The organism is Curtobacterium sp. Leaf261, assembly GCF_001422205.1.
Classification (GTDB): domain Bacteria; phylum Actinomycetota; class Actinomycetes; order Actinomycetales; family Microbacteriaceae; genus Curtobacterium.
The window spans coordinates 620,940-646,347 of the sequence record NZ_LMMJ01000001.1; the positions used below are offsets into that span (position 1 = coordinate 620,940).

The following is a 25,408-nucleotide window of genomic DNA, read 5'->3' on the forward strand; positions in this document are numbered from 1 at the left end:
CGTCAGCGACGGCTCCGTGTTCGGAACACTGACGTCCAGCGTGAACACGCGGCTCCACGTGTTCACGCTGGACCCGCGTGTTCAGCGGCACGACCATGCACCGCGCAGCCGCAGACTCAGGCGCGCTTCGCCGCCCGGCGGAGGCGACGCTTGCGGAGTCGGTTGATCCGCATCGCCCACGTCGGCCCCTCGTAGAGGAACGCCGTGTAGCCCTGCACGAGCGTCGCACCGGCCGCGATGCGTGCCTCGACGTCGGCTTCGGTCGTGACCCCGCCGACGGCGATGACGCACATCGCCGTCGGAACGGTGCGGCGGACGCGGCGGAGCACGGCGAGGGACCGCTCCCCCACCGGCGCACCGGACAGCCCGCCGGCACCCATGGCCTCGACCTCGCTCGCAGACGTCGTCAGCCCGGAGCGCTCGATCGTCGTGTTCGTCGCGATGACACCGGCCAGTTCGAGCTCGACGGCGAGACCGGCGATCGCGTCGATCTGGTCGTCGGTGAGGTCCGGGGCGATCTTCACGAGCACGGGCACCCTGCCGGCGGCCTGCCGGACGCCGCGCAGGAGCGGTCGGAGCTGGTCGATCTCCTGGAGTCCACGGAGCCCCGGTGTGTTCGGCGAGCTGACGTTCACGGCCAGGTAGTCGGCGAACGGTGCGAGCATCCTCGTCGAGTCGAGGTAGTCCTCGACCGCGTCCTCCACGGCGACGACACGGCTCTTGCCGATGTTGACGCCGATCACCGGACGGCCCGGGAACCGACGGGCTCGCTCGAGGCGTCGTGCGGCACGCGCAGCGCCGGAGTTGTTGAAGCCCATCCGGTTGATGAGTGCACGGTCCTGGATGAGCCGGAACAAGCGCGGCCGGTCGTTGCCCGGCTGCGGCTTCGCGGTGAGCGTGCCGACCTCGACGTGCCCGAACCCCAGGAGCCCCAGTCCGATGACCGCCTTGGCGTCCTTGTCGAACCCGGCTGCGAGGCCGAACCGCGACGGGAAGTGGATGCCCATCGTCGTGACGCCGTCGGCTGCCGTCGGCCGGCCGTACCGCTCGGCGGCACCGCGGAGGAGCGGGATCTGCGGGAGCATCCGGATCGCACCGAAGGCCAGGTGGTGCGCGCGCTCCGGGTCCATGTTGGCGAACACCGTGCGGAAGACGACGCGGTAGCCGTTCCGGATGATGATCTCGGCGAAGTTCGTCATCCGTCGCTCGAGACGGTGTCTGCGGCGTCCCCACGCGCTGCGGCGGCGCTGTGGTGGTCGATCCGGAGCTGCCCGATGGCGTCCTCGAAGTCCTCGAGCGAGTCGAACGCCTGGTAGACGCTGGCGTAGCGCAGGTAGGCGACCTCGTCGAGGTCGCGGAGCGGCGACAGGATCGCGAGACCGATGTCGTTCGCCTCGATCTGACTCGCCCCGGACGAGCGGACGATCTCCTCGACGCGCTGGGCGAGCACCGCGAGGTCGCCGTCGGTGACCGGACGACCCTGGCAGGCCTTGCGGACGCCGGAGATGATCTTGTCGCGGCTGAACGGCTCGAGGACGCCGTTGCGCTTCACGACGCTGAGACTCGCGGTCTCGGTGGTGGAGAAGCGGCGGCCGCAGTTCGGGCACTGACGACGCCGTCGGATCGATGTGCCGTCGTCGCTCGTGCGGGAGTCGACGACGCGGGAGTCCGGATGACGGCAGAAGGGGCAGAACATGTCGGTCCGAGCTTATCGGCTGGCACGCTGCCGGACCTCCTGCCGGGTCCGGCCCCCGAGGAGTCGCATCTGCGACCCCTCGGCACGCGAGACGTCTCGGATGGGACCCCTCGGGACCGTGATGCCGGTCAGCGCCGCTCGAGGCGAGCCGTCACGGCGGCACCGTGCGCGGGGAGCTGCTCCTCCTCGGCCAGGGCGACGATGCGGGGACCGACCTCGGCCAGCGCGTCCGCGGTGTACCGGATGACCTGCTGGGGCCGGAGGAACGTCGACGCGGCGAGTCCCGACCCGAAACGCGCCTGGCCACCGGTCGGCAGGACGTGGTTCGACCCGGCGAGGTAGTCGCCGAGACTCACCGGCGTCGACGGTCCGACGAACACGGCCCCGGCCGAATCGATCTCCGCGAGGACCGCGTCGTCGTCGGCCGTCTGGATCTCCAGGTGCTCCGGCCCGTACGCGTTGCTGACGGTCGCCGCATCGGCGAGGGACGCGACGAGGACGATCGCGGACTGCGGGCCGTCGAGTGCGGTCTGGAGGCGCGCAGCCGTCCGGAGCGACGCCGTCCGTCCGGGGATGGCGGCTTCGACCGCGTCCGCGAGGACTTCCGAGGTGGTGACGAGCACGCTCCCCGCCTGCTCGTCGTGCTCGGCCTGGCTGACCAGGTCGGCGGCCACGAACTCGGGGTCGGCGGTCTCGTCGGCGATCACCAGGATCTCCGTCGCTCCGGCCTCGGCGTCGATGCCGACGACACCGCGCACCAGGCGCTTGGCGGCGGCGACGTAGTTGTTCCCCGGGCCGGTGATCAGGTCGACCGGCTCGAGGTCGGTGCCACGTCCGTCGATGTCCTGGACGCCGTGGGCCAGGGCACCGACCGCACCGGCACCGCCCATCGCGTAGACCTCGGTGATCCCGAGGAGTCCGGCGGCCCCGAGGATCGTCGGGTGCACGCGGTTGTCGTGGTCGCGCTGCGGGGGCGACACCAGCGCGATCGAGGGCACGCCGGCGATCTGCGCCGGGACCACGTTCATCACCACGCTCGACGGGTAGACCGCCTTGCCGCCGGGCACGTAGAGGCCGACACGGCGCATCGGCTGCCAGCGCTGGTGGACCTCCGCGCCGTCGGCGAGGGTCGTCACCGCGGGGGGCGGGACCTGCGCAGCGCTCGCGATGCGGACCCGGCGGATCGCCTCCTCGAGCGCCGAACGGACGTCGGGGGCCAGCCCCTCCACGGCGGCGTCGATCTCGGCGGCCGACACGCGGAGCGACGCCGGTGCTCCCCCGTCGAACCGCTCGGCCTGCTCGCGGAGTGCGGCCGCGCCCCGCTCGCGGACGTCGTCGACGAGCGTGCGTGCGGCGGCGGTCGCACTTGCGACGTCGCCCGTCGAACGCGGCATCAGGCGGAGGAGGTCGGCGCGGGCGGGGAGGCCGTCGCGGAGGTCGATTCGTTGCATCATGGCGCGGCCAGCCTACCGATCCGGTGCTGCGCGCCGGACGTGCACCGCGCCTCCAGTCCGTGTGCTGCGCGCCGGGGCGGCGGCTCCCGCCTAGACGAGGCAGCTCGGCCCGAGCAGGCTCTTCAGCTCGCCGAACAGGTCCGGCGTCAGGTTCACCGGGAACGGGATCTCGAAGGTCCGGGCGAAGTCGTCCTTGAGCAGCCGGAGCCGGACCTCGGTCTCGCCCCGGTGCCGCCCGAGGACCGCCGCGAGCTCCGTCACGGTGTCGGTCGTCGCGCGACGCTCCGGCAGCGACAGCGTCAGCGGGCCGGAGCCCATGACGTCACCCACGTTCGGCGAGAACATGCTCACCGCATGCAGTGCCTTGCCGTCGTCGCGGACGTTCACCCGGCCGCGGAGCACCACGATCTGGTCCTGCACGAGGCTCGGCCCGAACTCCTGGTACGTCTTGCCGAGGAACATCACCCCGATCTCGCCGGCGAAGTCCTCGATCTGCACGATGCCGTACGGGTTGCCGGAGTTCTTGGCCACCCGGTGCTGCACGCTCGTGAGGAGGCCCGCGACCGTGACGGTCTCGCCCTCGATCGAGTCCTCGGCGCCGAGGACGTCGGTGATCGTCGTCGACGCGTGCTTCGCGAGCTCGATCTCGAGGCCGGCCAGCGGGTGGTCGGACACGTAGAGCCCGAGCATGTCGCGCTCGAACGCGAGCTTGTCGCGCTTGGACCACTCCGGACGCTCCGGAACCTGCGAGACGGGGGCCTCGTCCTGCACGTCGTCGAACAGGCTGTCGAAGTCGAACCCGACGTTGCCGTGCGCCTCGTCCCGCTTCACCTTCACCGCGGCCTCGACGGCACCCTCGTGGATCTCCACGAGTGCACGTCGGCTGTCGCCGGTGGAGTCGAACGCACCGGCCTTGATGAGCGACTCGACCGTCCGCTTGTTCGTCGCCGTGATCGGGATCTTGCGCAGGAAGTCGTGGAAGCTCTCGAACGACCCCTTGCTGGTCCGCGCCTCGACGATCGCGTCGACGACGTTGAATCCGACGTTCCGGATCGCGCCCATGCCGAAGCGGATGTCCTCGCCGACGGCCGCGAAGAACCCGATCGACTCGTTGACGTCCGGTGGCATGACCCTGATGCCCATCCGGCGGCACTCGTTCAGGTACAGCGCGAGCTTGTCGCGGGCGTCGCCGACACTCGTCAGGAGCGCGGCCATGTACTCGGCCGGGTAGTGCGCCTTGAGGTACGCGGTCCAGTAGGACACCACGCCGTAGGCGGCGGAGTGCGCCTTGTTGAACGCGTAGTCGGAGAACGGCAGCAGGATGTCCCAGACGGTCTTGATCGCCGCGTCGGAGTACCCGTTGTCCTTCATGCCCTGCTGGAAGCCCGCGTACTGCTTGTCGAGCTCGGACTTCTTCTTCTTGCCCATCGCGCGCCGCAGGATGTCCGCCTGACCGAGCGAGAAGCCGGCGAGCTTCTGCGCGATCGCCATGACCTGCTCCTGGTAGATGATCAGGCCGTAGGTCCCACCGAGGATGTCCGCCAGGGGCTCCTCGAGCTCCGGGTGGATCGGCACGACGTCCTGCTCGCCGTTCTTCCGGAGGGCGTAGTTCGTGTGCGAGTTCGCGCCCATGGGCCCCGGACGGTACAGGGCGATGAGCGCCGAGATGTCCTCGAAGTTGTCGGGGCGCATGAGACGGAGCAGTCCACGCATCGGACCGCCGTCGAGCTGGAACACGCCGAGGGTGTCCCCCCGCCCGAGCAGCGCGTACGCGTCGGGGTCGTCGAGCTCGAGGGCCTCGAGGTCGAGGTCGGTGCCGCGGTTCGTCTTGATGTTCTCGATCGCGTCGCTGATGATCGTGAGGTTCCGGAGCCCCAGGAAGTCCATCTTGATCAGGCCGAGCGACTCCGACGCGGGGTAGTCGAACTGCGTGACGATCTGGCCGTCCTGCTCCCGCTTCATGATCGGGATGATGTCGATGAGCGGGTCGCTCGACATGATGACGCCGGCGGCGTGCACACCCCACTGGCGCTTCAGCCCCTCGAGCCCCAGCGCCGTGTCGAAGACCGTCCGGGCCTCCGGGTCGGACTCCACGACGGCGCGGACGTCCGTCGCCTCCTTGTAGCGCGGGTGGTCGCGGTCGAAGATCCCGGTGAGCGGGATGTCCTTGCCCATCACGGGCGGCGGCATGGCCTTGGTGAGCTTCTCGCCCATGCCGAACGGGAACCCGAGCACCCGGCTGGAGTCCTTGAGCGCCTGCTTCGCCTTGATGGTGCCGTAGGTGACGATCTGGGCGACGCGCTCCGACCCGTACTTCTCGGTGACGTACTTGATCGCCTCACCGCGGCGCCGGTCGTCGAAGTCGACGTCGAAGTCGGGCATCGAGACGCGGTCCGGGTTGAGGAACCGCTCGAAGATGAGCCCGTGCTGGAGCGGATCGAGGTCCGTGATGCGCATGGCGTACGCGGCCATGGAGCCGGCACCGGAACCACGACCGGGCCCGACGCGGATCCCGTTGTCCTTGGACCAGTTGATGAAGTCGGCGACGACGAGGAAGTACCCCGGGAAGCCCATCTGGCTGATGATGCCGGTCTCGTAGTCGGCCCGGGCACGGACGTCGGACGGGATGCCTGCCGGGTACCGGTAGTGCAGGCCCGCCTCGACCTCCTTCACGAACCAGGACTCCTCGTTCTCGCCCTCGGGAACGGGGAACCGCGGCATGTAGTTCGCCGCGGTGTTGAACTGCACGTCGCAGCGCTCGGCGATCGCCAGGGTGTTGTCGCAGGCGTCCGGGTGGTCGCGGAAGAGGTGCCGCATCTGCTGCGGGGTCTTCAGGTAGAACTCGTCGGCGTCGAACTTGAAGCGGTTCGGGTCATTCAGGGTCGAGCCGGACTGGACGCAGAGCAGCGCGGCGTGGCTCGTGGCGTCGCCGGCGTGCGTGTAGTGCAGGTCGTTCGTCGCGACCATCGGGAGCCCGAGGTCCTTCGCGAGTCGGATGAGGTCGGACATGATCCGACGCTCGATCCCGAGACCGTGGTCCATGATCTCGCAGAAGTAGTTCTCGGCCCCGAAGATGTCTCGGAAGTCCGCGGCGGCCTTGATCGCCTCGTCGTACTGGCCGAGCCGGAGGCGCGTCTGCACCTCGCCGGACGGGCACCCCGTCGTCGCGATGAGGCCCTTGCTGTACTCGGACAGGATCTCGCGGTCCATCCGGGGCTTGAAGTAGTAGCCCTCGATCGACGCGCGGGACGACAGCCGGAAGAGGTTGTGCATGCCCTCCGTCGTCTCGGCGAGCAGGGTCATGTGCGTGTAGGAACCGGCCCCGGAGACGTCGTCCCCGCCGCCGTCGCCCCACTTGACGCGGGTCTTGTCGCTCCGGTGGGTGCCCGGCGTGATGTACGCCTCGGTCCCGATGATCGGCTTGACCCCCGCGGCGGTCGCGGTCTTCCAGAAGTCGAACGCGCCGAACATGTTGCCGTGGTCCGTCACCGCGACGGCCGGCATGCCCTGGGCGGCGGTCTCCTCGACGAGCTGTCCGATCCTGGCGGCACCGTCGAGCATCGAGTACTCGCTGTGCACGTGCAGGTGGACGAAGGAGTCGGAATCCGCCACGGAGCCTCCGTTGATCGAGCTGCTGACCGGACGACGGAGCGGGTGCCGACCGGGTGTCAGGTCAGCCTAACGGGCAGCCTCCGACACTCCGAACGGACCCTCGGGCACCGAACTGCACGAACGTGCGGGACGGCACACGCGGAACTCCCCGAACGTGCGGGACGGCGGGCTACGCGGCGCGGATGACGTCGAGCGCGTGCTGCAGGTCGTCCGGGTACTCGGCCCGGAACTCCACCCACGCACCCGTCCGAGGGTGTTCGAACCCGAGTCGGACGGCGTCGAGCCACTGCCGTGTGAGCCCGAGTTCGGCAGCGAGCCCCGGGTCCGCGCCGTACATCGTGTCGCCCACGCAGGGGTGCCGCGTCGCGGCCATGTGCACGCGGATCTGGTGCGTCCGCCCGGTCTCCAGGTGCACCTCGAGCAGGGTCGCCGCCCGGAACGCCTCGAGCGTGGCGTAGTGCGTCACGCTCGGCTTGCCCTCGGCCGTGACCGCGAACCGCCAGTCGCTCGACGGGTGTCGTCCGATCGGCGCGTCGATGGTGCCGGAGGTCGGGTCGGGGTGGCCCTGGACGAGCGCGTGGTAGACCTTCTCGACCGTCCGCTCCTTGAACGCGCGCTTGAGGTGCGTGTACGCGAGCTCGGACTTGGCGACGACCATGAGCCCGCTCGTCCCGGCGTCGAGCCGGTGCACGATCCCCGCACGCTCGGCGGCACCGGACGTCGCGATGGTGAACCCCGCGGCGGCGAGACCACCCGGGACCGTCGGGCCGGTCCACCCGGGTGACGGATGGGCCGCGACACCGACGGGCTTGTCGACGACGACGATGTCGTCGTCGTCGTACACGACGGTCATGCCGGGGACCTCGACCGGGACGATGCGTGGCGGTTCCTTCGGCGCCCACTCGACCTCGAGCCAGGTGTCCGCGTGCAGTCGGTCGGACTTGTCCACGACGGCACCGTCGACGCGGACCCCGCCGGCGGCGACCACGTCGGCCGCGAACGACCGGCTGAACCCGAGGAGCTTCGCGACGGCCGCGTCGACGCGCTCCCCCGCGAGCCCGTCCGGGACAGGCAGACTCCTGGACTCGGTCATGCGTGGGACCCCGGCTGCGACGGGCTCACGTGGCGTCGTGCCCGAGCCGGTCCGGCCTGGAGGCACGGCTCGGCTCCGCGACGTCGGCCGACGTCCCGGACATGGTGCCGGACGCAGGTTCGTCCGCGACGACGGCCGACTCGGCGGACCCGACCCGGGCCTCCCGTCCGGCGTCCGCGGCAGCAGCCGCGTCCAGCTCGGCCTGCTTCCGCTTGCTCACCGCGCGGGACCCGTCGAGGTTCACACCGAGGATCGTCAGGACCACGAAGACGGCCATGCTGATGCAGATGAACGAGTCCGCGATGTTGTAGATCGCGGGCATCATCCACGGCGTGTGGATGAAGTCGACGACCTGGCCGCGCCCGAAACCCGGCTCGCGGATCAGGCGGTCGGTCAGGTTGCCGAGTGCGCCGCCGAGCAGCATGCCGAAGAGCAGTGCCCACCAGAGCGACCTGATCCGCCGCGCGAGCACGATGATCACCACGACGACCACGGCGGCGACGATCGAGAAGATCCACGTCTGCCCGGTCGCGAACGAGAACGCGGCCCCGGGGTTGGTGACGTAGTGCAACTGGAGGAAGCGACCGAGGACCGGCACGGTCTCGCCGAGGGTGAGGTTCCGGACGACGAGCGCCTTGACGCCCTGGTCGAGCGCGTACACGCACACAGCGGCGAAGGCCAGTGCCGCGATCGCGCGGGCACTGACCTTCGCCGGTCGTCCGGCCGCCCCGGAGGAGCGTTCGTCGGACTGTGGGGTGTTCGTCAACGTCAGTTGGAGCCGAAGCCCTGCGCCGACGCCGGTGCGGACTGGAACCCGCTGGTCTGCTGCTCGGACCCCGAGGTGTCGAGTTCGTTCAGCTGACCCTGGATGTAGCTCTTGAGCTGCGAGCGGTAGTCACGCTCGAAGGTACGGAGCTCTTCGATCCGGCCCTCGAGCTGGTTGCGCTCCTGCTCGAGCACACCGACGCGCTGACGCTGCTGCGCTTCGGCCTCCTGCACGATCTGGCGCTGCTGGGCCTCGGCCTCGGAGACGAGACGGGCTGCCGTGGCGTGCCCCTCGGCGATGAGCGAGTCACGCTTCTCCGCACCCTCACGCACGTGCTCCTCGTGGAGACGACGTGCGAGCTGGAGGAGGTTCGAGGTGCCCTCGGTGTCCGAGTCGGGGTCGACGGCGGGCGTCGCGGCCGCAACCGGTGCCGCGACGGGCTCCGGAGTGGCTGCGACAGGCGCCGGAGCCGCGACCGGCTCGGGGACCGATGCCGGCGCCGGGGCCGATGCGGGAGCCGCGTCGGCCTGCTGGGGAGCCGACTCCGCGGTCGTGAGGCGCTGGCGCAGCTCCTCGTTCTCCGCGCCGAGACGCCGGAGCTCGACGACGACCTCGTCGAGGAAGTCGTCCACCTCGTCCTGGTCGTAGCCCTCGCGGAACTTCGTCGGCTGGAACCGCTTGTTGACTACGTCTTCCGGCGTCAAAGCCATTGCCGTCACCTCAATAGAACTGCTGATCGTGTGGAACCGAACGGTCGCGACTGAACCTACCAGTCACCACGGTCGGCGCGGATACGTGCACATCGCCCGCATCATGGTCCCGACAACCGTACACCGACAGTGTCCGGGAGCCCGAACCCGATGGGCGTGGCGTACGGAAAACGAGCGTGCGGAGCCGTCAGGCGAACGCCTGGATCGCCCGCATGACGCTCATCAGGATGATGACGACGAGCATCACGATGGTCCAGCCGAAGTCGAGTGCGACCACGCCCATGCGGAGCGGCGGGAGCACACGTCGTACCGCGCGGATCGGCGGATCGGTGACCACGAAGACGAACTCCGCCCCGACGAGCAACGCTCCCGTCGGCCGCCACCGCTGGTTGAAGTTCCGCACCAGGTCGAGCACGAACCTGGCCCACATCACGAAGAAGTAGATCAGGAGCAGGTAGTAGACGATCGCGGCAAGGGCGGACACCATCGGGGCTGATCAACTCGCTCGTTCAGGGGCGGGGACCGGTACGGCGAAGTGCCGACGCGGGGGGACCGACCGGGGCCGGTCCGGGCGAGGACTCGCGGACGAGTCCGTCAGGACTGGGCGAAGAAGGACGCCTCGATGTCGGACTCTACCTCAGCGGGCTCACCGCTCACCGCGACGTGTGCCGGCGACAGCAGGAAGACCTTGTTCGTGACGCGCTCGATCTTGCCGAACAGCCCGAGGGACAGGCCACTCGCGAAGTCGATCATCCGGCGAGCGTCGTTCTCGGTCATCTGCGAGAGGTTGATGATCACCGGGATGCCGTCGCGGAAGCTCTCGGCGATGGACTGGGCGTCCTTGTACTCGCGGGGGTGGACGGTGAGGATCTCGTTCATTTCCTGGACCGGGGTCGCCTTCTGTGCGTGGTTGCGGCGGAGCGGGGTGACCTGCGCGCGCTGCTGGGTCGGAGCCGCGACGGGCGCGACGGGTGCAGGTGCGGCCGCGGGGACCGCCTGAGCGACCGGGGCGGCCGCGGGGGCGCTCTCGGAGCTCCTGGAGGTGGTGGTGTGCTGGCGCGACGTGTCGTCGGCCTGCTCGTCGTACTCGAGGTCCTCGTCGGCGAGGCCCAGGTAGACCATCGTCTTGCGCAGCGGATTGGCCATGGTCGTTCCTCCGGTGGATTCGGTGCTCGTGGTTGCCCTCTTGGAGGTTAACGAGCCGGGGGTCGGTTTCCCGTGATTGCCGAGCCGATCCGTAGGTGTGTCGCGCCCTCGGCGATGGCCTCGGCGTAGTCGCCGCTCATGCCCGCGGAGATGTCGCCGGCATCGGGTGCGATCGTCCGGACACGCTCGGAGATCCCGCGGAGCCTGGCGAACGCCGGTCGGGGGTCCTCGTCGAGCGGCGCGACCGCCATCACGCCGCGGAGCCGGATCGTGCCGGTCAGCAGGATGCGCTCCACGAGCGCGTCCACGTCGTCCGGCTGCACCCCGCCGCGAGACGCATACGGCGTGAGGTTGACCTGGACGAACCCGTCGATCACCGGCGGCGTCGGCTCGGTCTCGGTCGGGGCGAACGCGTCCACCACCGACGCTCGGTCGAGGGACTGCACGACGTGCGCGTACCGACGGGCCTGTCGTGCCTTCTTGCTCTGCAGCTGTCCGACGAAGTGCCACGTGAGTGCCAGGTCGGCGAGCTCGGCCGCCTTCGCCTCGGCCTCCTGATGGCGGTTCTCCCCCACGTCGGTGACGCCGAGCACAGCGAGTTCGCGCACGAGGGAGGCCGGATGGAACTTCGTCACGACGACGAGGGTGAGCTCGTCGGGACTCCGATGCGCGGCGTGCGCCGCGTCGGCGATGCCGTGCCTGACGGACGCGAGACGTGCCTCCAGTCCGGTGTCGGCCTGGAGGCCCGGGGTCGCGTCCGCCGGATCCGTCACTTCAGGAAGTCGGGGACGTCGAGCTCGTCGTCGTCGTCGAACGCCGGGTCGGCGGCGCGCTGCGCCGGCGGCTGGTGCTCCTGCGACGCCCACGACGAGGTCGGGGCACCGGAGCCGGAGTCCTCGATGGCTCCGGTGGCGGCGGCGGCCGACGAGCCGCTGTCCGGGTCGACGTAGCTCGCCCGACGGTCCTTCTGCGGGGTCGTCGGCTCGCCACCGTCGAAGCCGGCCGCGATGACCGTGACGCGGACCTCGTCGCCGAGGGTGTCGTCGATGACGGCACCGAAGATGATGTTCGCCTCGGGGTGCACGGCCTCCTGCACCAGACGCGCGGCGTCGTTGATCTCGAAGATGCCGAGGTTCGAACCGCCCTGGATCGAGAGCAGCACGCCGTGCGCTCCGTCGATCGACGCCTCGAGGAGCGGCGACGCGACGGCCAGCTCGGCCGCCTTGATCGCCCGGTCGGCCCCGCGCGAGGACCCGATGCCCATGAGCGCCGACCCGGCGCCCTGCATGACGCTCTTGACGTCGGCGAAGTCGAGGTTGATGAGCCCGGGGGTGGTGATGAGGTCGGTGATGCCCTGGACACCGGCGAGGAGCACCTGGTCGGCGGTCGCGAAGGCCTCGACCATGCTGATGCCGCGGTCGCTGATCTCGAGCAGTCGGTCGTTCGGGACGACGATGAGGGTGTCGACCTCGTCCTTCAGCGTCGCGACGCCGTTCTCGGCCTGCGACTGACGGCGCTTGCCCTCGAAGCCGAACGGCTTCGTGACGACACCGATGGTCAGCGCACCGATGGACTTGGCGATGCGGGCGACGACGGGAGCGCCACCGGTCCCGGTCCCACCACCCTCACCGGCCGTGACGAAGACCATGTCGGCCCCGGCGAGGGCCTCCTCGATCTCCTCGGCGTGGTCCTCGGCGGCACGACGGCCGACCTCGGGGTCCGCGCCGGCACCGAGGCCACGGGTGATCTCACGACCGACGTCGAGCTTGACGTCGGCATCGCTCAGCAGGAGCGCCTGGGCGTCCGTGTTGATCGCGATGAACTCGACGCCGCGGAGGCCGAGCTCGATCATGCGGTTGACGGCGTTGACGCCGCCGCCGCCGACACCGACGACCTTGATGACGGCGAGGTAGTTGTGGTTCGTGGTCACGTCAGTCAGGCCTCCGGTGGGAACCTTGAACCTCTAGTTGAAGTTCAAGGACTTTGCTGGTATGTGGGGTGCTCAGCTCGACGCTACGGGGGTGCGCGGTGCGCTGGACACCCGCCACGCCGAACGGTTCAGGACTGGGTGCGGATGATGCCGTTGTCCGGCGCGGACACGTCGTACTCGACAGCCGTGGACGGGTCCCTGGCCTCGTGGTCCTTGACGAGCGCCGCGAGGAGCGCGGCCTTGGCATCCGAGTCGTCGGGGCTCCCCCACACGACCTTCGCACCCGAGTTCAACGTGAGTGTGACGTCGTCGGACGTCGTCGCGGTGACGTCGGTGACGGTCGACCGGACCGACGCGGGGAGCGCCAGCACGACGCTCGCCATCGTCCGGTAGGCCGCACCGCCGATCTGCGAGGGTGTGACGTCCGCGAGGGGCATGCCGTCCGGCCGGTTCGGGTCGGACTCCACGACGATGCCCGCCGGGTCGACGAGGTCGAAGCCGGAGGCGGTCTGCACGGCTACGATCGGCTCGCGCTCGGTGACCGTGATCACGAGGGTGTGCGGCGGCGCTTCCTCGGTCACGTAGCTCTCGATGAGGGGGAACCCGGCGAGCTGGTGCTTGAGCTCGCCGAAGTCGATGCGCGCGAGGGGTGTGCCGAGCTGGCCGTCGACGGCCGAGAGCAACTGCGACCGGTCGATGCGGTCGGTGCCCTTGATCTCGATCTTCGTGAGGGCCATGAGCGGCGAGAACACCGCGACGACGATGGAGAGCACCAGCACGACGAGGACGGCACCGCTCGTGATCCAGATCGATCGGCGGTGGCGGCTCCGACGGGTGAACCGACGGACCTCCTGCCGCTCGACGAGACGACGGCGCTTCCGGGCGGCCCGCGCTTCGCGAGCCGTCTCCGCGGCGCGCGCGCCGGCATCCGGGATGTGGTCGTCGTCGTCGCTGCTCGGCGTGGACCGGACCGGAGCGTTCGGGTCGACGTAGTCCTCGTCGGGGCTCAGCTCCTGGAACCGCCCGCGCACCGATGCGAGACCGGCGCCGAACCGCTTGCCGGCGACCCCCGCCAGCCGGGAGGCGCGGCTGGCGTCCGACGGGTCCGCTGCGGGCTCCGAGACGGCATGTTCGGCCGGTGGCGCGTCGTCGGACGCGCGCCGTGCCTCCAGTCCGTCGTCCGGAGCGTCCTGGGCGGCGACCTCGTCCTGTCGGCCGCGTCCGAACCGGCGACCGAGACCGCCGAGGAATCCGTCACCCTGCGACGAGGCTCCGCCGTCCCGGGACTCCTGCTGCGCCGCGGGCTGGTGCCGGCGCTCGTCCGCGTCGGTCCGGTGGTCGAACCCCTCGGGCCGCTTCACCGGGCCGGTGCCTCGGCGGGGCGGCCGTCGGCCGGGACACCGTCGTGCAGTGCCGCGAGGACCTGCGGGATGATCCGGTACACGTCGCCGCAGCTCAGCGTCATGATGATGTCGCCCGGTTCGGCGATCTCCGCGGCGCGCGCCGACGCCTCGGCCCAGTCCGGCAGGTAGTCGACGCGTGCCTGGTCCGCGAACCGCTCCTGCACCATCGCCCCGGTGACACCCGGCTCCGGGTCCTCACGGGCACCGTAGACGTCGAGCACGACGGTGTGGTCGGCGAGCTCCTCGTACACGTGCGCGAAGTCCCCCGCCATGAGCCGGGTGCGCGAGTACAGGTGCGGCTGGTGGATCGCGATGAGCCGGTGCCCGTCGAGGACGGTCCGAGCGGCGTGCAGCGCTGCCGCGACCTCGGTCGGGTGGTGTGCGTAGTCGTCGTAGACGCTCACGCCGCGCTCGACGCCGTGCAGCTCGAACCGGCGCTCGGTGCCGCCGAACGCCTCGAGGCCGCGGACCGCGTCCGCCGGGTCGACGCCGAGACCGACCAGCACCGCGAAGGCTCCTGCGGCGTTCACGGCGTTGTGTCGCCCGGGCACCCTGAGGCTGACACGGTGGGTCTGCCCCGCGTACACGATGTCCGCACCGACGCCGGCGAGTTCGTCGATGCCGGTGACCCGTACGTCCGCGTCCTCGGCCTCGCCGAACGTGACGACGGTGCTCGCCGAGCCGTCCGACCGCGCACGGAGTCCGGCCGTGACGCGCTGGGCGCCGGCGTCGTCACTCGAGATGACCACACGCTCGGTGGCCTTCGCGGCGAACGTGACGAAGGCGTCCATGAACGCCTCCTCGCTGCCGTAGTGGTCGAGGTGGTCGGCGTCGACGTTCGTGATGAGCGCGATCGCCGTGTCGTAGAGCAGGAACGAGCCGTCGGACTCGTCGGCCTCCACCACGAAGTGCTCGCTCGCGCCGCTCCCGGAGCTCACGCCGAGGGACTGGATGACACCGCCGTTGACGAAGTTCGGCTCGAGGCCGAGCTCGACGAGCGCCGTGACGATCATGCCCGTGGACGTCGTCTTGCCGTGCGCGCCGGCGACGCTGACGAGACGGCGTCCGGCGATGAGTGCGGCGAGGGCCTGCGACCGGTGCAGGATCGGGAGCCCACGACGCCTGGCCTCGAGGAGCTCGGGGTTGTCCGGCCAGAGGGCGCTCGTCACGACCACGGTGTCGGCGTCGCCCACGTTGCCGGCGTCGTGCCCGATGCGGACGTCGGCGCCGAGCTCGCGCACACGGCCCGTCGTCGCGGACTCGCGCGAGTCGGACCCGGTGACGCGGTGACCGTCGTTCAGGAACATCCTGGCGATGCCGCTCATGCCGGACCCGCCGATGCCGATGAAGTGCAGCGTCCCGAGGTCGTCGGGGATCGGCTGGGAGAAGTCGGGCTTGATGGTCATGGTTCGGTGCTCCTGCTCTGCTGCTGCGCGCCCCGCCGGTCGTGTCCGGCGTCGACGACCAGGTCGGTCATCCGGTCCGCGCCGTCGCGGTGTCCGACACTGCCGGACCTGACCGCCATGTCGGCGACCAGCGCGCGGTCCTGCAGGATGCCGAGCAGTTCACGGGTGACCCATTCGGGCGCGAAGTCCGCGTCGTCCACCACGACGGCACCACCGGCGGCGACGACGTCACGGGCGTTGTGGCGTTGCTCGCCGTTCCCGACAGGGTACGGCACCATCACGCTCGGCAGGCCGACGGCGGTCAGCTCGCACACCATGCCGGCACCGGCACGTGAGACCACGAAGTCCGACGCCGCGTAGGCGAGGTCCATCCGGTCGCAGTAGCGGAGCACCCGGTACCCGTCGAGGGTGCTGTCTGCGATCTCGGACTTGCCACCGACCACGTGCACCACCTGCCACCCGGCACCGACGATGGTCGCGGCCGACCGGTTGATCGTCTCGTTGATGCGACGCGCGCCGGACGACCCGCCGGTGACGAGCAGCACCGGACGGTCCGCGTCGAGGCCGAACTCGGCGAGCCCCTCGGCGCGGGATCCTCGGCGGTCGAGCTGCTCGATCTCACGGCGGAGCGGCATCCCGACGAGGCGGGCGTGCGGGAGCCTGGTGTTCGAGAACGTCGTGCCGACGTGCTGCGTGAAGAGCGCCGCGAGCCGGTTCGCCAGCCCGGGTCTCGCGTTCGCCTCGTGCACCGCGATCGGCGTCCGGGTCCGGCGCGCCGCGATGTACGCGGGTGCCGCAGCGTAGCCGCCGACCCCCATCACGACGTCGACACCGCGGTCGCGGATGATCTGCTCCACCGCGCGGACCGCCCCGCGGAACGCTCCGGGGAACCGCAGCGCCGCCGCGTTCGGCCTGCGCGGGAACGGCAGCCGCGGGATCGTCACGAGCTCGTACCCGCGCATCGGGACGAGCCGGGCCTCGAGCCCCTCCGCCGTGCCGAGCACGAGGATCTCGGCGTCGGGCTCACGCTCGCGGAGACGGTCCGCGACGGCCAGCAGCGGGTTGACGTGCCCCGCGGTCCCGCCGCCGGCGAACAGGTAGCGGCTCATCGGCGCGACCCTGCGCTCCGCTGGGCGGCCCGGTCTGCCGCGCGCTGTGCCGCGCCCGCCGCGGACCGCTGCGTGGGTGCGGTCGCCGCACGCTGCGCCGCCGCGCGCGCCGACCGGTCGGCCGCGGTGCCGCGGAGGTCGCCGGAGAGCCGGGTCTCAGCCGCCGCCGGGGCCTCCCGAGCGAAGGACAGGACGACGCCGATCGCGACGAGGGTCATGATGAGCGCGGATCCACCGGCGGAGATGAGTGGCAGGGGGACGCCGAGCACCGGGAGGAGCCCGAGCACGACGGCGATGTTCACGAAGGCCTGCCCGATGATCCAGGCGAGGACACCGCCCGTCACGGTCCGGACGAACGGGTCACGGCTCGTGCGGATCACCTTGATGAACCCGATGGCGAGCACGACGAAGAGCGCGAGGACGACGATCGCGCCGATGAGGCCGAGTTCCTCGCCGATGATCGCGAAGATGTAGTCGTTGTCCGCCTCGGGCAGCCACGACCACTTGGCCTTGGAGTTGCCGAGTCCGACGCCGAAGATCCCGCCGGACGACAGCGCCCACATGCCGTGGGTCGGCTGCCAGCAGAGGTCCTGGTACTGGCTCGCGTTCGTGCAGCCGGAGAGCCAGGCGCCGATGCGGTCCCCGCGCGAGCTGGAGGACGCCGTGACGAACGGGACGATGACGGCCAGGGCGAGGACCCCGACGCCGAGGTGTCGGAGGCGAGCGCCACCGACGAACAGGGCACCGAACACGAGGATCATCATGATCATCGCCGTCCCCTGGTCGCCGCCGACGAGGACCAGACCGATCGACGCGAGACTCGCGAGGCCGATCGGGACGAATACCTCGCGCCAGTCGTGCAGCTTGTCGCGCTTGGCGTAGATGATCGCGCCGATGCCGAGGACGAGTGCCAGCTTCAGGATCTCGGACGGCTGGGCGGTGAACGAGCCGAGCCGGATCCAGTTCCGGTTCCCCTGGATGGAGTACCCGAGCGGGGTGAGCACCACGAGCGCCTGGACGAACAGCCCGACGAGGACGATCCGCATCGCCCACTTCCGCCAGAACCGTACGGGGAGCCGGGACGCGATGAGCATCAGCGGCACGCCGATGATCGCGTAGAGGCCCTGCCGGGTGAACGCGCCGAAGAAGTCGTGGGTCGCGGCGTACTGCTCGACGCTCGACGACGACAGGACCATCACGACGCCGAACACGACGAGGAAGAGGGTCACCCCGAGGATCGTGTAGAACGCCCCGGTCTCCGCGACGAAGAGCTGCTTGACGGCCACGACCGCACCACGTCCGGTGCGCTGGCCGACGTTCTCACGCCGGTTCGTCGCGGTGCCCCGCCGGAGGCTCGTCGGTGGATTCGCCATCGGCGTTCCCCTCCAGGTGTTCGTGGTCCGACAGTTCGCGGCCCGGGTGTTCGTGGTCCGACAGTTCGCGGTCCGGGTGTTCGTCGTGCGGGTGTTCGTGGTCTGCGTGGTCGGGGTCCAGCAGGTCGGGGTCCGGCAGGTCGCGCACGGCGGCTGCGAACCGTCGTCCCCGGTCGCCGTAGGACTCGAACTGGTCGAAGGACGCCGCGGCCGGGGCGAGGAGGACCGTGTCACCGGATCGAGCAACACCGGCGGCGAATCGGACCGCCTCTGGCATGACCTGATCAGTGTCGATCCCGGTGACCTCGAGGAGGGTGACATCGGGCGCGTGTCGCGCGAATGCCTCGACGACGGGGGTCCGGTCCTCGCCGATCACGACGACGGCCCGGACGCTGCTCCCGGAGCGCGCGACGAGCTCGGCGACGTCGACGCCCTTGAACAGGCCGCCCACGATCCACACCACGTGCTCGTAGGCCGACAGGGACGCGCTCGCGGCGTGCGGGTTCGTCGCCTTCGAGTCGTCGACCCATGTGACGCCGTCCCGCACCGTGACGAGTTCGGTCCGGTGGTGGTCGGCCCGGAAGCCGCGGACCGCGTCGCGGATCGCGAGCGGTTCGACACCCCCGGCCCTCGCGAGTGCGGCCGCCGCCAGGACGTTCGCGAGCATGTGTGGCGATGCGAGTCCGGCGACGGCCAGGTCCTCGTGCGTCGCGAGTTCGAGCGCGGCGTTCCGACGGTCGTCGAGGAACGCGCGGTCGCAGAGGACCTCCTCCACCACCCCGACGTCGCCCGGTGCGGGGATGCCCGGCGTGAACCCGACCGCCCGACACCCCTCCACCACGTCCGCGTCCTCGACCATCGTCCTGGTGGCGGTGTCCGCGACGTTGTACACGCACGCGAGCACGGTGTTCGCGTAGACCTTGGCCTTCGCCGCTCGGTAGGCATCGGCGGATCCGTGCCACTCGAGGTGGTCGTCCGCCAGGTTCAGACAGGTCGACGCGAGCGGCACCACGGCACCGGGGCCGTCGGTCGGCATGGTGTGCAGCTGGTGGCTCGACAGCTCGACGACGAGGACGTCGTACCCTTCCGGGTCGCGGACGACGTCGAGCACCGGGACGCCGATGTTGCCGCACGCCGCGACGCGGTGTCCGGCCTCGGCGTACATCGCGGTGGTGAGCTGCACGGTCGTCGTCTTGCCGTTGGTGCCCGTGACGAGCACCCACGGCGCGATGCCGTCCGGCCGGACGACCTTGTCGCGGACCCGCCACGCAAGCTCGATGTCACCCCAGACGGTGCTGTGCCCGGTGCTCCAGAGGATCGACGCGTTCGACGGCGGGAGCCCCGGGGACGCGATCACGAGGTCGGGAGCGAAGGCGACGAGGGCGTCGGGGGTCGTGTCGAGCGGTGTCTGGACGAACTCCGCCCCGATCACGTGGAGGAGCTCGACGCGGTCCTCGGGAGCGTCCGACGACAGCACGAGCACCGCGGCGCCGAGCTCGACGAGCGTGTCGGCGACGGAGAACCCGGTGGCGCCGAGACCGAGGACCGCGACGCGGAGACCGCGCCACCGCTCGGAGTACCAGGAGGTCAGGCCCGACAGGCGGTCCGGATCCGGCCTGGAGGGACGGCTCGCGTCCGCCCCGTCCGTCCGGCCCGGCACGTCAGGCACGTCAGGCACGTCAGGCACGTCAGGCATTGGCCATCGTGATCCACTCGAGGTAGAACACCCCGACCCCCGCGGCGACGCAGAGTCCCGCGATGATCCAGAACCGCACGACGACGGTCACCTCCGCCCAGCCCTTCAGCTCGAAGTGGTGGTGCAGCGGGCTCATCAGGAAGATCCGCTTGCCGTGGGTGATCTTGAAGTACGCCCGCTGCAGGATGACCGAGCCGGTGACGATGAAGAAGAGCCCGCCGATGAGGATGAGCAGGAGCTCCGTGCGGCTGAGGATGGCGAGTGCGGCGAGTGCCCCGCCGAGGCCGAGCGATCCGGTGTCGCCGAGGAAGATCTGTGCGGGCGAGGTGTTGTACCAGAGGAACCCGATGAGCCCACCGCAGATCGACGCCGCGACGACGGCGAGGTCGAGCGGGTTCGTCACCCGGTAGCACGCGTGCACCACCGAGTCGTCGAGCCGGGCACCGCCGCACTGCTGGTTGTACTGCCAGAACCCGATGAAGATGTACGAGCCGATCGCGAGGATGCTCGTGCCCGTCGCGAGCCCGTCGAGTCCGTCCGCGACGTTGACGCCGTTCGACGTCGACACGGTGAGCAGGACGATCCACGCCAGGTACAGCACGGTCCCGATGACGGTCCCGACGAACATGAAGTTGAGCCAGTCGATGTCGCGGACCGCCGAGATCATCTTCGACGCCGGGTACTGGCCGTTCGCGGAGGGCACCACGAGCGCCACCGTCGCGAAGATCACGCCGACGATGACCTGCCCGAGGACCTTCGCCCAGCCGCCGAGACCGAGGCTCCGCTGCCGACGGACCTTGAGGAAGTCGTCGAGGAACCCGACGAACCCGAGCCCGACCATCATGAACAGCACGAGCATTCCGGACAGCGTCACGTGGTCGCGGCCCGCGATGTGACCGATGAAGTACCCGATCACGGTCCCGATGATCAGGACGATGCCGCCCATGGTCGCGGTCCCGCGCTTGGTGTGGTGCGACTGCGGACCGTCGTCGCGGATGAACTGCCCCCAGCCGAGGCGGTGGAACAGCTTGATGAACAGCGGCGTGAGCAGGAGCGTGAACGCCAGCGACACGGCGCCGGCGATGAGCAGGGCGATCATGCGGGGACACCTCCCAGGCGGTCCCCGAGGAAGCGGAGACCGGCGGACTTCGAGGACTTGACGAGGACGACGTCGCCGGGGCGGACCATCTCCTCGATGGCACGGACGGCGTCGTCGACGTCCTCGATGTAGACCGACTCGCCGTCCCAGGATCCCTCGAGGGAGGCGGCCTGGTGGATGGGCATCGCCCCGCGGCCGACGACCACGAGCTGCCCGATCCCGAGGCGGACCACGAGCCGGCCGATGCGGTCGTGCTCCTCGACGGAGTACTCGCCGAGCTCGGCCATCTCGCCGAGGACCGCGACGGTCCGCTCCCCCGGCTGCACGATCTGGGCGAGCGTCCGCAGGGCTGCGGCCATCGAGTCGGGGCTCGCGTTGTACGCGTCGTTCACGACCGTCACACCGACGGGTCCGGCCTGGAGGAGCTCCATGCGCCAGCGTTCGGCGCGCGTCATCGACGCGAGGGCCTCGGCGCCGTCGGCGAGCGGGACACCCCACGCGTGGGCGACCACGAGCGCGGCGGTGGCGTTCATGGCGTGGTGCTCACCGAGGATGGCCAGCTGGACCGTCTGCGTGTCCGCGGCCTGCGGGTCCTCGTCAGCCGTGCCTCCCGGCTGTCCGGCGGAGCCGTGCGTCAGCACGAACCGCGTGCCGGTCCGGTCCGTCGTGAGATCGGTGATCCGGTACTCGGCCGACGCGTCGGTGCCGAACGTCACCACGTGCGCATCGGTGGTCCCCGCCATCGCCATCACCCGGTCGTCGTCGGCGTTGAGCACCGCGGTGGCGGTCGCCGGCAGGTCGGTGACCATCTCCGACTTCGCCTTCTGGGTCATCTCGATCCCGCCGAACTCCCCGGCGTGGGCGAGCCCGACCTTGAGCACGACGCCGACGTCCGGCTCGGCGATGCGGACGAGCTTGGCGATCTCGCCCATGCCGCTGGCGCCCATCTCGACGACGAGGAAGCGCGAGTCGTGCGTCAGTCGCAGCATCGAGATCGGTGCGCCGACGTGGTTGTTGAACGAACCCTCCGGCGCGATCGTCTCGCCGTGGCGGGACAGGATCGTGCGGAGCATGTTCTTGGTGCTCGTCTTGCCGTTCGAGCCGGTGATGCCGACGACCCGCAGCGGGCCCTCCGGACGGTCCGCGGTACTCGCTCGGACGCGGGCGACGACCTCGTGCGCGAGTGCGGCGAGGGCGGTGTACCCGTCGGCGACGACGATCTGCGCCGCGGTCGTCTCGACCGCGTGCTCGGTGACCACGAGGGACGCACCGGCGGCGGTCGCGTTCGGCACGAACCGGTGGCCGTCGGTCTCCTCGCCGAGCAGGGCGAAGAAGACGCTGTCGGGTCCGACGAGTCGGGAGTCCGTCTCGACCGAGCCCGCGACGACCGTGTCCGGCGCACCCTGGACGAGCTCGCCGCCGACCGCGCTGGCGATCTCGGCGAGGGTCAGGTCGATCATCGGTGCGCCTCGGCCGGGGTCCATCCGGCCTCACGGAGCGCCGAACGGGCCTCGTCGCGCGCCGAGTACTCGGTGCGGACGCCCTGGATGTCCCGGTAGTCCTGGTGTCCGGGGCCCGCCCAGAGGATCGCGTCGCCCTCGCCGACGAGCTCGACGGCGCGACGGATGGCGGCCTCCGGCGGGACGACCTCGTACAGCTCGCGGTCCGGGTAGGCCTCGCGGGCGGCGTCGACGAGGACCTTCCGGATGCTGGCCGGGTCCTCGAACCGCGGGTGGTGGTCGGTGATCACGAGGACGTCGCTGCCCGCTGCGGCGACCCTGGCCATCTCGGCGCGCTTCGTCGTGTCGCGGTCGCCGTCGACGCCGAACAGCATGAGGACCTTGCCGGGCGTCGCCTGCCGGACGGCCGCGAGCGTCGTGAGGAACGCATCGGGGCTGTGTCCGAAGTCGACGTAGACCGTCGGGCCGTCGTCGCCCGAGACACGCTCGGTGCGGCCCGGCAGGTAGGTGTCGATGCCGCTCGTGCCGTCGTCGGCCTCGAGCGCCTGGGCGATCGCGCCGAGCTCGTACCCGCCCTCGACGAGCATCACGATCGCGAGTGCCGCGTTGGCGGCCATGTGCCACCCGATGAGCGGCACCCGGGTGGTGAGCTCGCGACCCTCGGGCCCGGTCAGGCGGAACTCGGTGTACGCGGCGGCTGCCTCGGTGATGTCGACGTGCCACTCGGCCTCGACGTCCGGGTGCACCGTGATCGTCGTCAGCGGGATGCGGGAGTCCTCGACGACGCGCTGGCCCCACTCCGAGTCCAGGGACACCACACCACGACGCCCGTGCTCCGGCTGGAACAGCGGGAGCTTCGCCTGGAAGTACTCCTCCATGTCGGCGTAGTCGTCGAGGTGGTCGTGGCTCAGGTTCGTGAAGGCGACCACGTCGAACACGATGCCGTCGACGCGGTGCCGGCTGAGGGCCTGCGCGCTGACCTCGACGGCCACGGCGCGCACCTCGCTCTCGCGCATGCGTGCGAGGAGTGCGTGCATCTCGGACGCCTCGGGCGTGGTGAGACGGCTCGTGACGCTGAGCGACCCGATGTGGCGTTCGGCCGTCGAGCTGAGACCGGTGACGAGCCCGAGCTGGACGAGGATGCCCTCGAGGATGTACGCGGTGCTCGTCTTGCCGTTCGTCCCGGTGACCGCGAAGAGCTGCGGGAGGTCATCGGTGTCGGCGTCGGTGCGGTAGATCCAGGCAGAGACGTCGCCGAGCGCGGCCCGGGGATCGTCGACCACGAGGACCGGCAGTCCGGACGGGGCGGCGATCGTGGCACCGTCGCTGTCCGTCATCACCGCGACGGCACCGCGCTCGGCGGCCTCCGTCGCGAAGTCCGCGCCGTGACGGTGTACGCCGTGCACGCCGACGAAGACGTCGCCCGGCTGCACCTCGGCGGCGCTCAGGGTGACGCCGGTGGCCTCGACCCCGTCGACGGAGCCGACGACGCGCAGGCCGAACGCGTTGGCGAGTTCGGCGAGCGGCCGCGGGGCCGGGTGTTCCGGGCGGAGGACCGGGGGGATCCGAGCGGTCAAGTGCTCCTTCTTCCTCACCACGTCGTCGGGTACGTCTTGACGGTGGTCGTGGAGGGGGTGACGCGGTACTTCTCGAGCACCTGGGACATGAGGGTGTGGAACGCCGGGGCTGCGGAGCTGGAGAACCGGTGTCCGGGTCCGGGCTTCGTGAACGTCACCGTGACAACATACTGGGGGTCCTCCGCAGGTGCCATTCCGGCCACCGAGATGATGCGCTGGCTGCCGTACCCGCCCCCGTTCGCCTCGGCGACCTCGGCGGTACCGGTCTTCGCCGCGACGTTGTACCCGGAGATCGGGCCCATCGCGTGCAGCGTGCCGGCCGTCGAGGTGATCGTGCTCTGCAGCATGTCGACGGTCTGGGTCGCGGCCGTCTCGGAGACCACGCGCGTCGGCGTGAGGTCGGGCTGGTCGGTGACGGTGCCGTCGGCCTGCTTGCACCCGCTCACGAAGTGGAGCGGGATGCGCTCGCCCTTGTTCGCGAGGGTCTGGTAGATGCCCGCCACCTGGAGCGCGGTCGTCGAGATGCCCTGCCCGAACATCGAGTTGATGTTGGTCTGCTGGTCCCAGTTCGGACTCGAGGCATCCGGCCACGTCGGCTGCCCGGGGAACTGGAGCGCCGGATCGGAGGTGAACAGGCCGAACTTCTTCATGTAGTCGTACCGCTGCTGGGCCGTGAGGGCCTCGCCGACCTCGGAGATCCCCACGTTCGACGACTGGGCGAGGATGCCCGTGAGTGTCAGGTTCTCGCGGCCGTGCGCCTCGGCGTCGGTGATCCGGCCGCCCCACGGGAAGGTCCGCGAGTAGTCGACGGACTTCTGCGTGGTCGGGGTCGCCTTGCCGCTGTCGATGAGCGCGGCCGCGATCGCCGCCTTGATCGTCGAGCCGGGCTCGTAGGCCGAGGTGATCGACCGGGCTCCGAAGTCGTTCGGGTCCTTCGTGGCGTTGATGTCGTTCGGGTCGACGCTCGGACTGTCCGCGAGCGCGAGGATCTCACCCGTCTTGGCGTTCGTCACCACCGCGGTCGCCGACTCAGCGCCGAGGGCCTCCCGCTGCTGGGAGATGTCCTGCTGCGTCATGTACTGCAGGTCCTCGTCGATCGTCGTCTGGACCGTGCCGCCGTTCTTGGCCTGCTTCGTCGTCACGGTGCTGCCCGGCAGCTGCACGCCGTCCTCGCCGCGCTCGTAGACCTGGGAGCCGTTCGTCGCCGCGAGGCACTTGTCGTAGGCGTACTCGAGCCCGGCCTGCGCGCCGTCGGTACCCATGAAGCCGGTCAGGTTCCCTGCGGCGGCACCGTTCGGGTAGACCCGGGCCGACTGCTTCTCCGGGTAGAGCCACGGGATGCCGAGGTCGGTGACCGCGCGGTACTGCGCGACGTCGAGACCCTTCACGAGGTAGGCGAAGTCGGACTTCGGGTTCGCCGCGATCGCCTTCCGCATGGTGGCGACGTCGGTCTTGCCGCCCGACGCCTCCGCGAGGGCGGTCAGCGCCTGTGCGACGGTGACGTCCTTGACCCTGGTCCCGCCGAACTTGCCCGAGAAGCCCGCGACGATCCGCGGCGCCGTCGTGATGTTGTACCGCGTCACGCTGTTCGCCAGGTCGGTGCCGTTCCGGTCGACGATCGCGCCGCGCGTGCCGTAGAGCGTGACGGGGATGCTCCGTTTCGCCGCTGCGGCCTTGTTGAGCTCGGCGGCCTGCACGACCTGGATGTCGACGAGACGGACCACGAACACCGCGACGAGGGCGATGACCGCGAGCATCACGACGCTGTACCGGAGCCGACGGTTCTGGAGGGTCTTCTTCACCTGGTGTCCTTCCAGTACCCCGCTGCGGCACAGCCCGGGGGTCGAACGCCGACCGGGGCCGGGTGCTGGGTGTCAC

Annotated in this window: 20 protein-coding genes; all 20 read right to left on the reverse strand. The window is 70.4% G+C overall.

Features of this window, described 5'->3' with window-relative positions:
• Nucleotides 1-116 precede the first annotated feature (116 nt).
• Nucleotides 117-1,199, reverse strand: a complete 1,083-nt coding sequence (locus tag ASF23_RS02730) for a quinone-dependent dihydroorotate dehydrogenase (protein WP_055948460.1) — start codon at nt 1,197-1,199, stop codon at nt 117-119.
• Nucleotides 1,196-1,696: a transcriptional regulator NrdR gene (gene nrdR / locus ASF23_RS02735; protein WP_055948463.1), complete on the reverse strand. Its 501-nt coding sequence runs from the start codon at nt 1,694-1,696 to the stop codon at nt 1,196-1,198. Before nrdR ends, ASF23_RS02730 begins: the two co-directional genes overlap by 4 nt.
• 128 nt (nt 1,697-1,824) lie before the next feature.
• Entirely contained in the window at nt 1,825-3,150 is a 1,326-nt protein-coding gene (gene hisD, locus ASF23_RS02740; protein ID WP_055948465.1) for a histidinol dehydrogenase, read from the reverse strand.
• A gap of 90 nt (nt 3,151-3,240) precedes the next feature.
• On the reverse strand, nt 3,241-6,711 hold the full coding sequence (gene dnaE / locus ASF23_RS02745; RefSeq protein ID WP_055949172.1) for a DNA polymerase III subunit alpha: 3,471 nt from the start codon (nt 6,709-6,711) through the stop codon (nt 3,241-3,243).
• Between the two features lie 220 nt (nt 6,712-6,931).
• Complete coding sequence (locus ASF23_RS02750) at nt 6,932-7,855, reverse strand: RluA family pseudouridine synthase (protein ID WP_055948467.1); 924 nt, start codon at nt 7,853-7,855, stop codon at nt 6,932-6,934.
• A 25-nt stretch (nt 7,856-7,880) separates the two neighbouring features.
• On the reverse strand, nt 7,881-8,621 hold the full coding sequence (lspA, locus tag ASF23_RS02755) for a signal peptidase II (protein ID WP_235510745.1): 741 nt from the start codon (nt 8,619-8,621) through the stop codon (nt 7,881-7,883).
• Between the two features lie 2 nt (nt 8,622-8,623).
• The gene (locus ASF23_RS02760; protein ID WP_055948470.1) at nt 8,624-9,331 is read right to left on the reverse strand and encodes a DivIVA domain-containing protein; all 708 of its coding nucleotides are present in this window, start codon (nt 9,329-9,331) and stop codon (nt 8,624-8,626) included.
• Between the two features lie 187 nt (nt 9,332-9,518).
• A complete protein-coding gene (locus tag ASF23_RS02765; RefSeq protein ID WP_055948473.1) occupies nt 9,519-9,818 on the reverse strand; it encodes a YggT family protein in 300 nt (99 codons plus the stop codon).
• A 107-nt stretch (nt 9,819-9,925) separates the two neighbouring features.
• On the reverse strand, nt 9,926-10,477 hold the full coding sequence (locus ASF23_RS02770; RefSeq protein ID WP_055948476.1) for a cell division protein SepF: 552 nt from the start codon (nt 10,475-10,477) through the stop codon (nt 9,926-9,928).
• A gap of 47 nt (nt 10,478-10,524) precedes the next feature.
• Nucleotides 10,525-11,250, reverse strand: coding sequence for a YggS family pyridoxal phosphate-dependent enzyme (locus ASF23_RS02775; RefSeq protein WP_055948479.1), 726 nt, complete (start codon nt 11,248-11,250; stop codon nt 10,525-10,527).
• A complete protein-coding gene (gene ftsZ, locus ASF23_RS02780) occupies nt 11,247-12,407 on the reverse strand; it encodes a cell division protein FtsZ (protein WP_055948482.1) in 1,161 nt (386 codons plus the stop codon). Before ftsZ ends, ASF23_RS02775 begins: the two co-directional genes overlap by 4 nt.
• Before the next feature lie 128 nt (nt 12,408-12,535).
• Nucleotides 12,536-13,768: an FtsQ-type POTRA domain-containing protein gene (locus ASF23_RS02785; protein ID WP_055948484.1), complete on the reverse strand. Its 1,233-nt coding sequence runs from the start codon at nt 13,766-13,768 to the stop codon at nt 12,536-12,538.
• Nucleotides 13,765-15,216: a UDP-N-acetylmuramate--L-alanine ligase gene (gene murC / locus ASF23_RS02790; RefSeq protein ID WP_055948487.1), complete on the reverse strand. Its 1,452-nt coding sequence runs from the start codon at nt 15,214-15,216 to the stop codon at nt 13,765-13,767. Before murC ends, ASF23_RS02785 begins: the two co-directional genes overlap by 4 nt.
• Nucleotides 15,213-16,325 carry an undecaprenyldiphospho-muramoylpentapeptide beta-N-acetylglucosaminyltransferase gene (gene murG / locus ASF23_RS02795; protein WP_055948490.1) on the reverse strand — a complete coding sequence of 371 codons (1,113 nt, stop codon included), beginning with the start codon at nt 16,323-16,325 and terminating at the stop codon, nt 15,213-15,215. The genes murC and murG overlap by 4 nt, the downstream gene beginning before the upstream one ends.
• Nucleotides 16,322-17,698 carry a putative lipid II flippase FtsW gene (gene ftsW / locus ASF23_RS02800; protein ID WP_082473732.1) on the reverse strand — a complete coding sequence of 459 codons (1,377 nt, stop codon included), beginning with the start codon at nt 17,696-17,698 and terminating at the stop codon, nt 16,322-16,324. The genes murG and ftsW overlap by 4 nt, the downstream gene beginning before the upstream one ends.
• Nucleotides 17,646-19,358 carry a UDP-N-acetylmuramoyl-L-alanine--D-glutamate ligase gene (gene murD, locus ASF23_RS02805; RefSeq protein WP_442855007.1) on the reverse strand — a complete coding sequence of 571 codons (1,713 nt, stop codon included), beginning with the start codon at nt 19,356-19,358 and terminating at the stop codon, nt 17,646-17,648. Before murD ends, ftsW begins: the two co-directional genes overlap by 53 nt.
• 28 nt (nt 19,359-19,386) lie before the next feature.
• Nucleotides 19,387-20,493 carry a phospho-N-acetylmuramoyl-pentapeptide-transferase gene (gene mraY, locus ASF23_RS02810; RefSeq protein ID WP_055948493.1) on the reverse strand — a complete coding sequence of 369 codons (1,107 nt, stop codon included), beginning with the start codon at nt 20,491-20,493 and terminating at the stop codon, nt 19,387-19,389.
• The gene (locus tag ASF23_RS02815) at nt 20,490-21,953 is read right to left on the reverse strand and encodes a UDP-N-acetylmuramoyl-tripeptide--D-alanyl-D-alanine ligase (RefSeq protein WP_055949178.1); all 1,464 of its coding nucleotides are present in this window, start codon (nt 21,951-21,953) and stop codon (nt 20,490-20,492) included. The genes mraY and ASF23_RS02815 overlap by 4 nt, the downstream gene beginning before the upstream one ends.
• Nucleotides 21,950-23,530 (reverse strand): Mur ligase family protein, encoded by a 1,581-nt coding sequence (locus ASF23_RS02820; RefSeq protein WP_055949181.1) that lies wholly within the window; start codon nt 23,528-23,530, stop codon nt 21,950-21,952. The genes ASF23_RS02815 and ASF23_RS02820 overlap by 4 nt, the downstream gene beginning before the upstream one ends.
• A 14-nt stretch (nt 23,531-23,544) precedes the next feature.
• Nucleotides 23,545-25,332: a peptidoglycan D,D-transpeptidase FtsI family protein gene (locus ASF23_RS02825; protein ID WP_055948496.1), complete on the reverse strand. Its 1,788-nt coding sequence runs from the start codon at nt 25,330-25,332 to the stop codon at nt 23,545-23,547.
• Nucleotides 25,333-25,408: the final 76 nt, after the last annotated feature.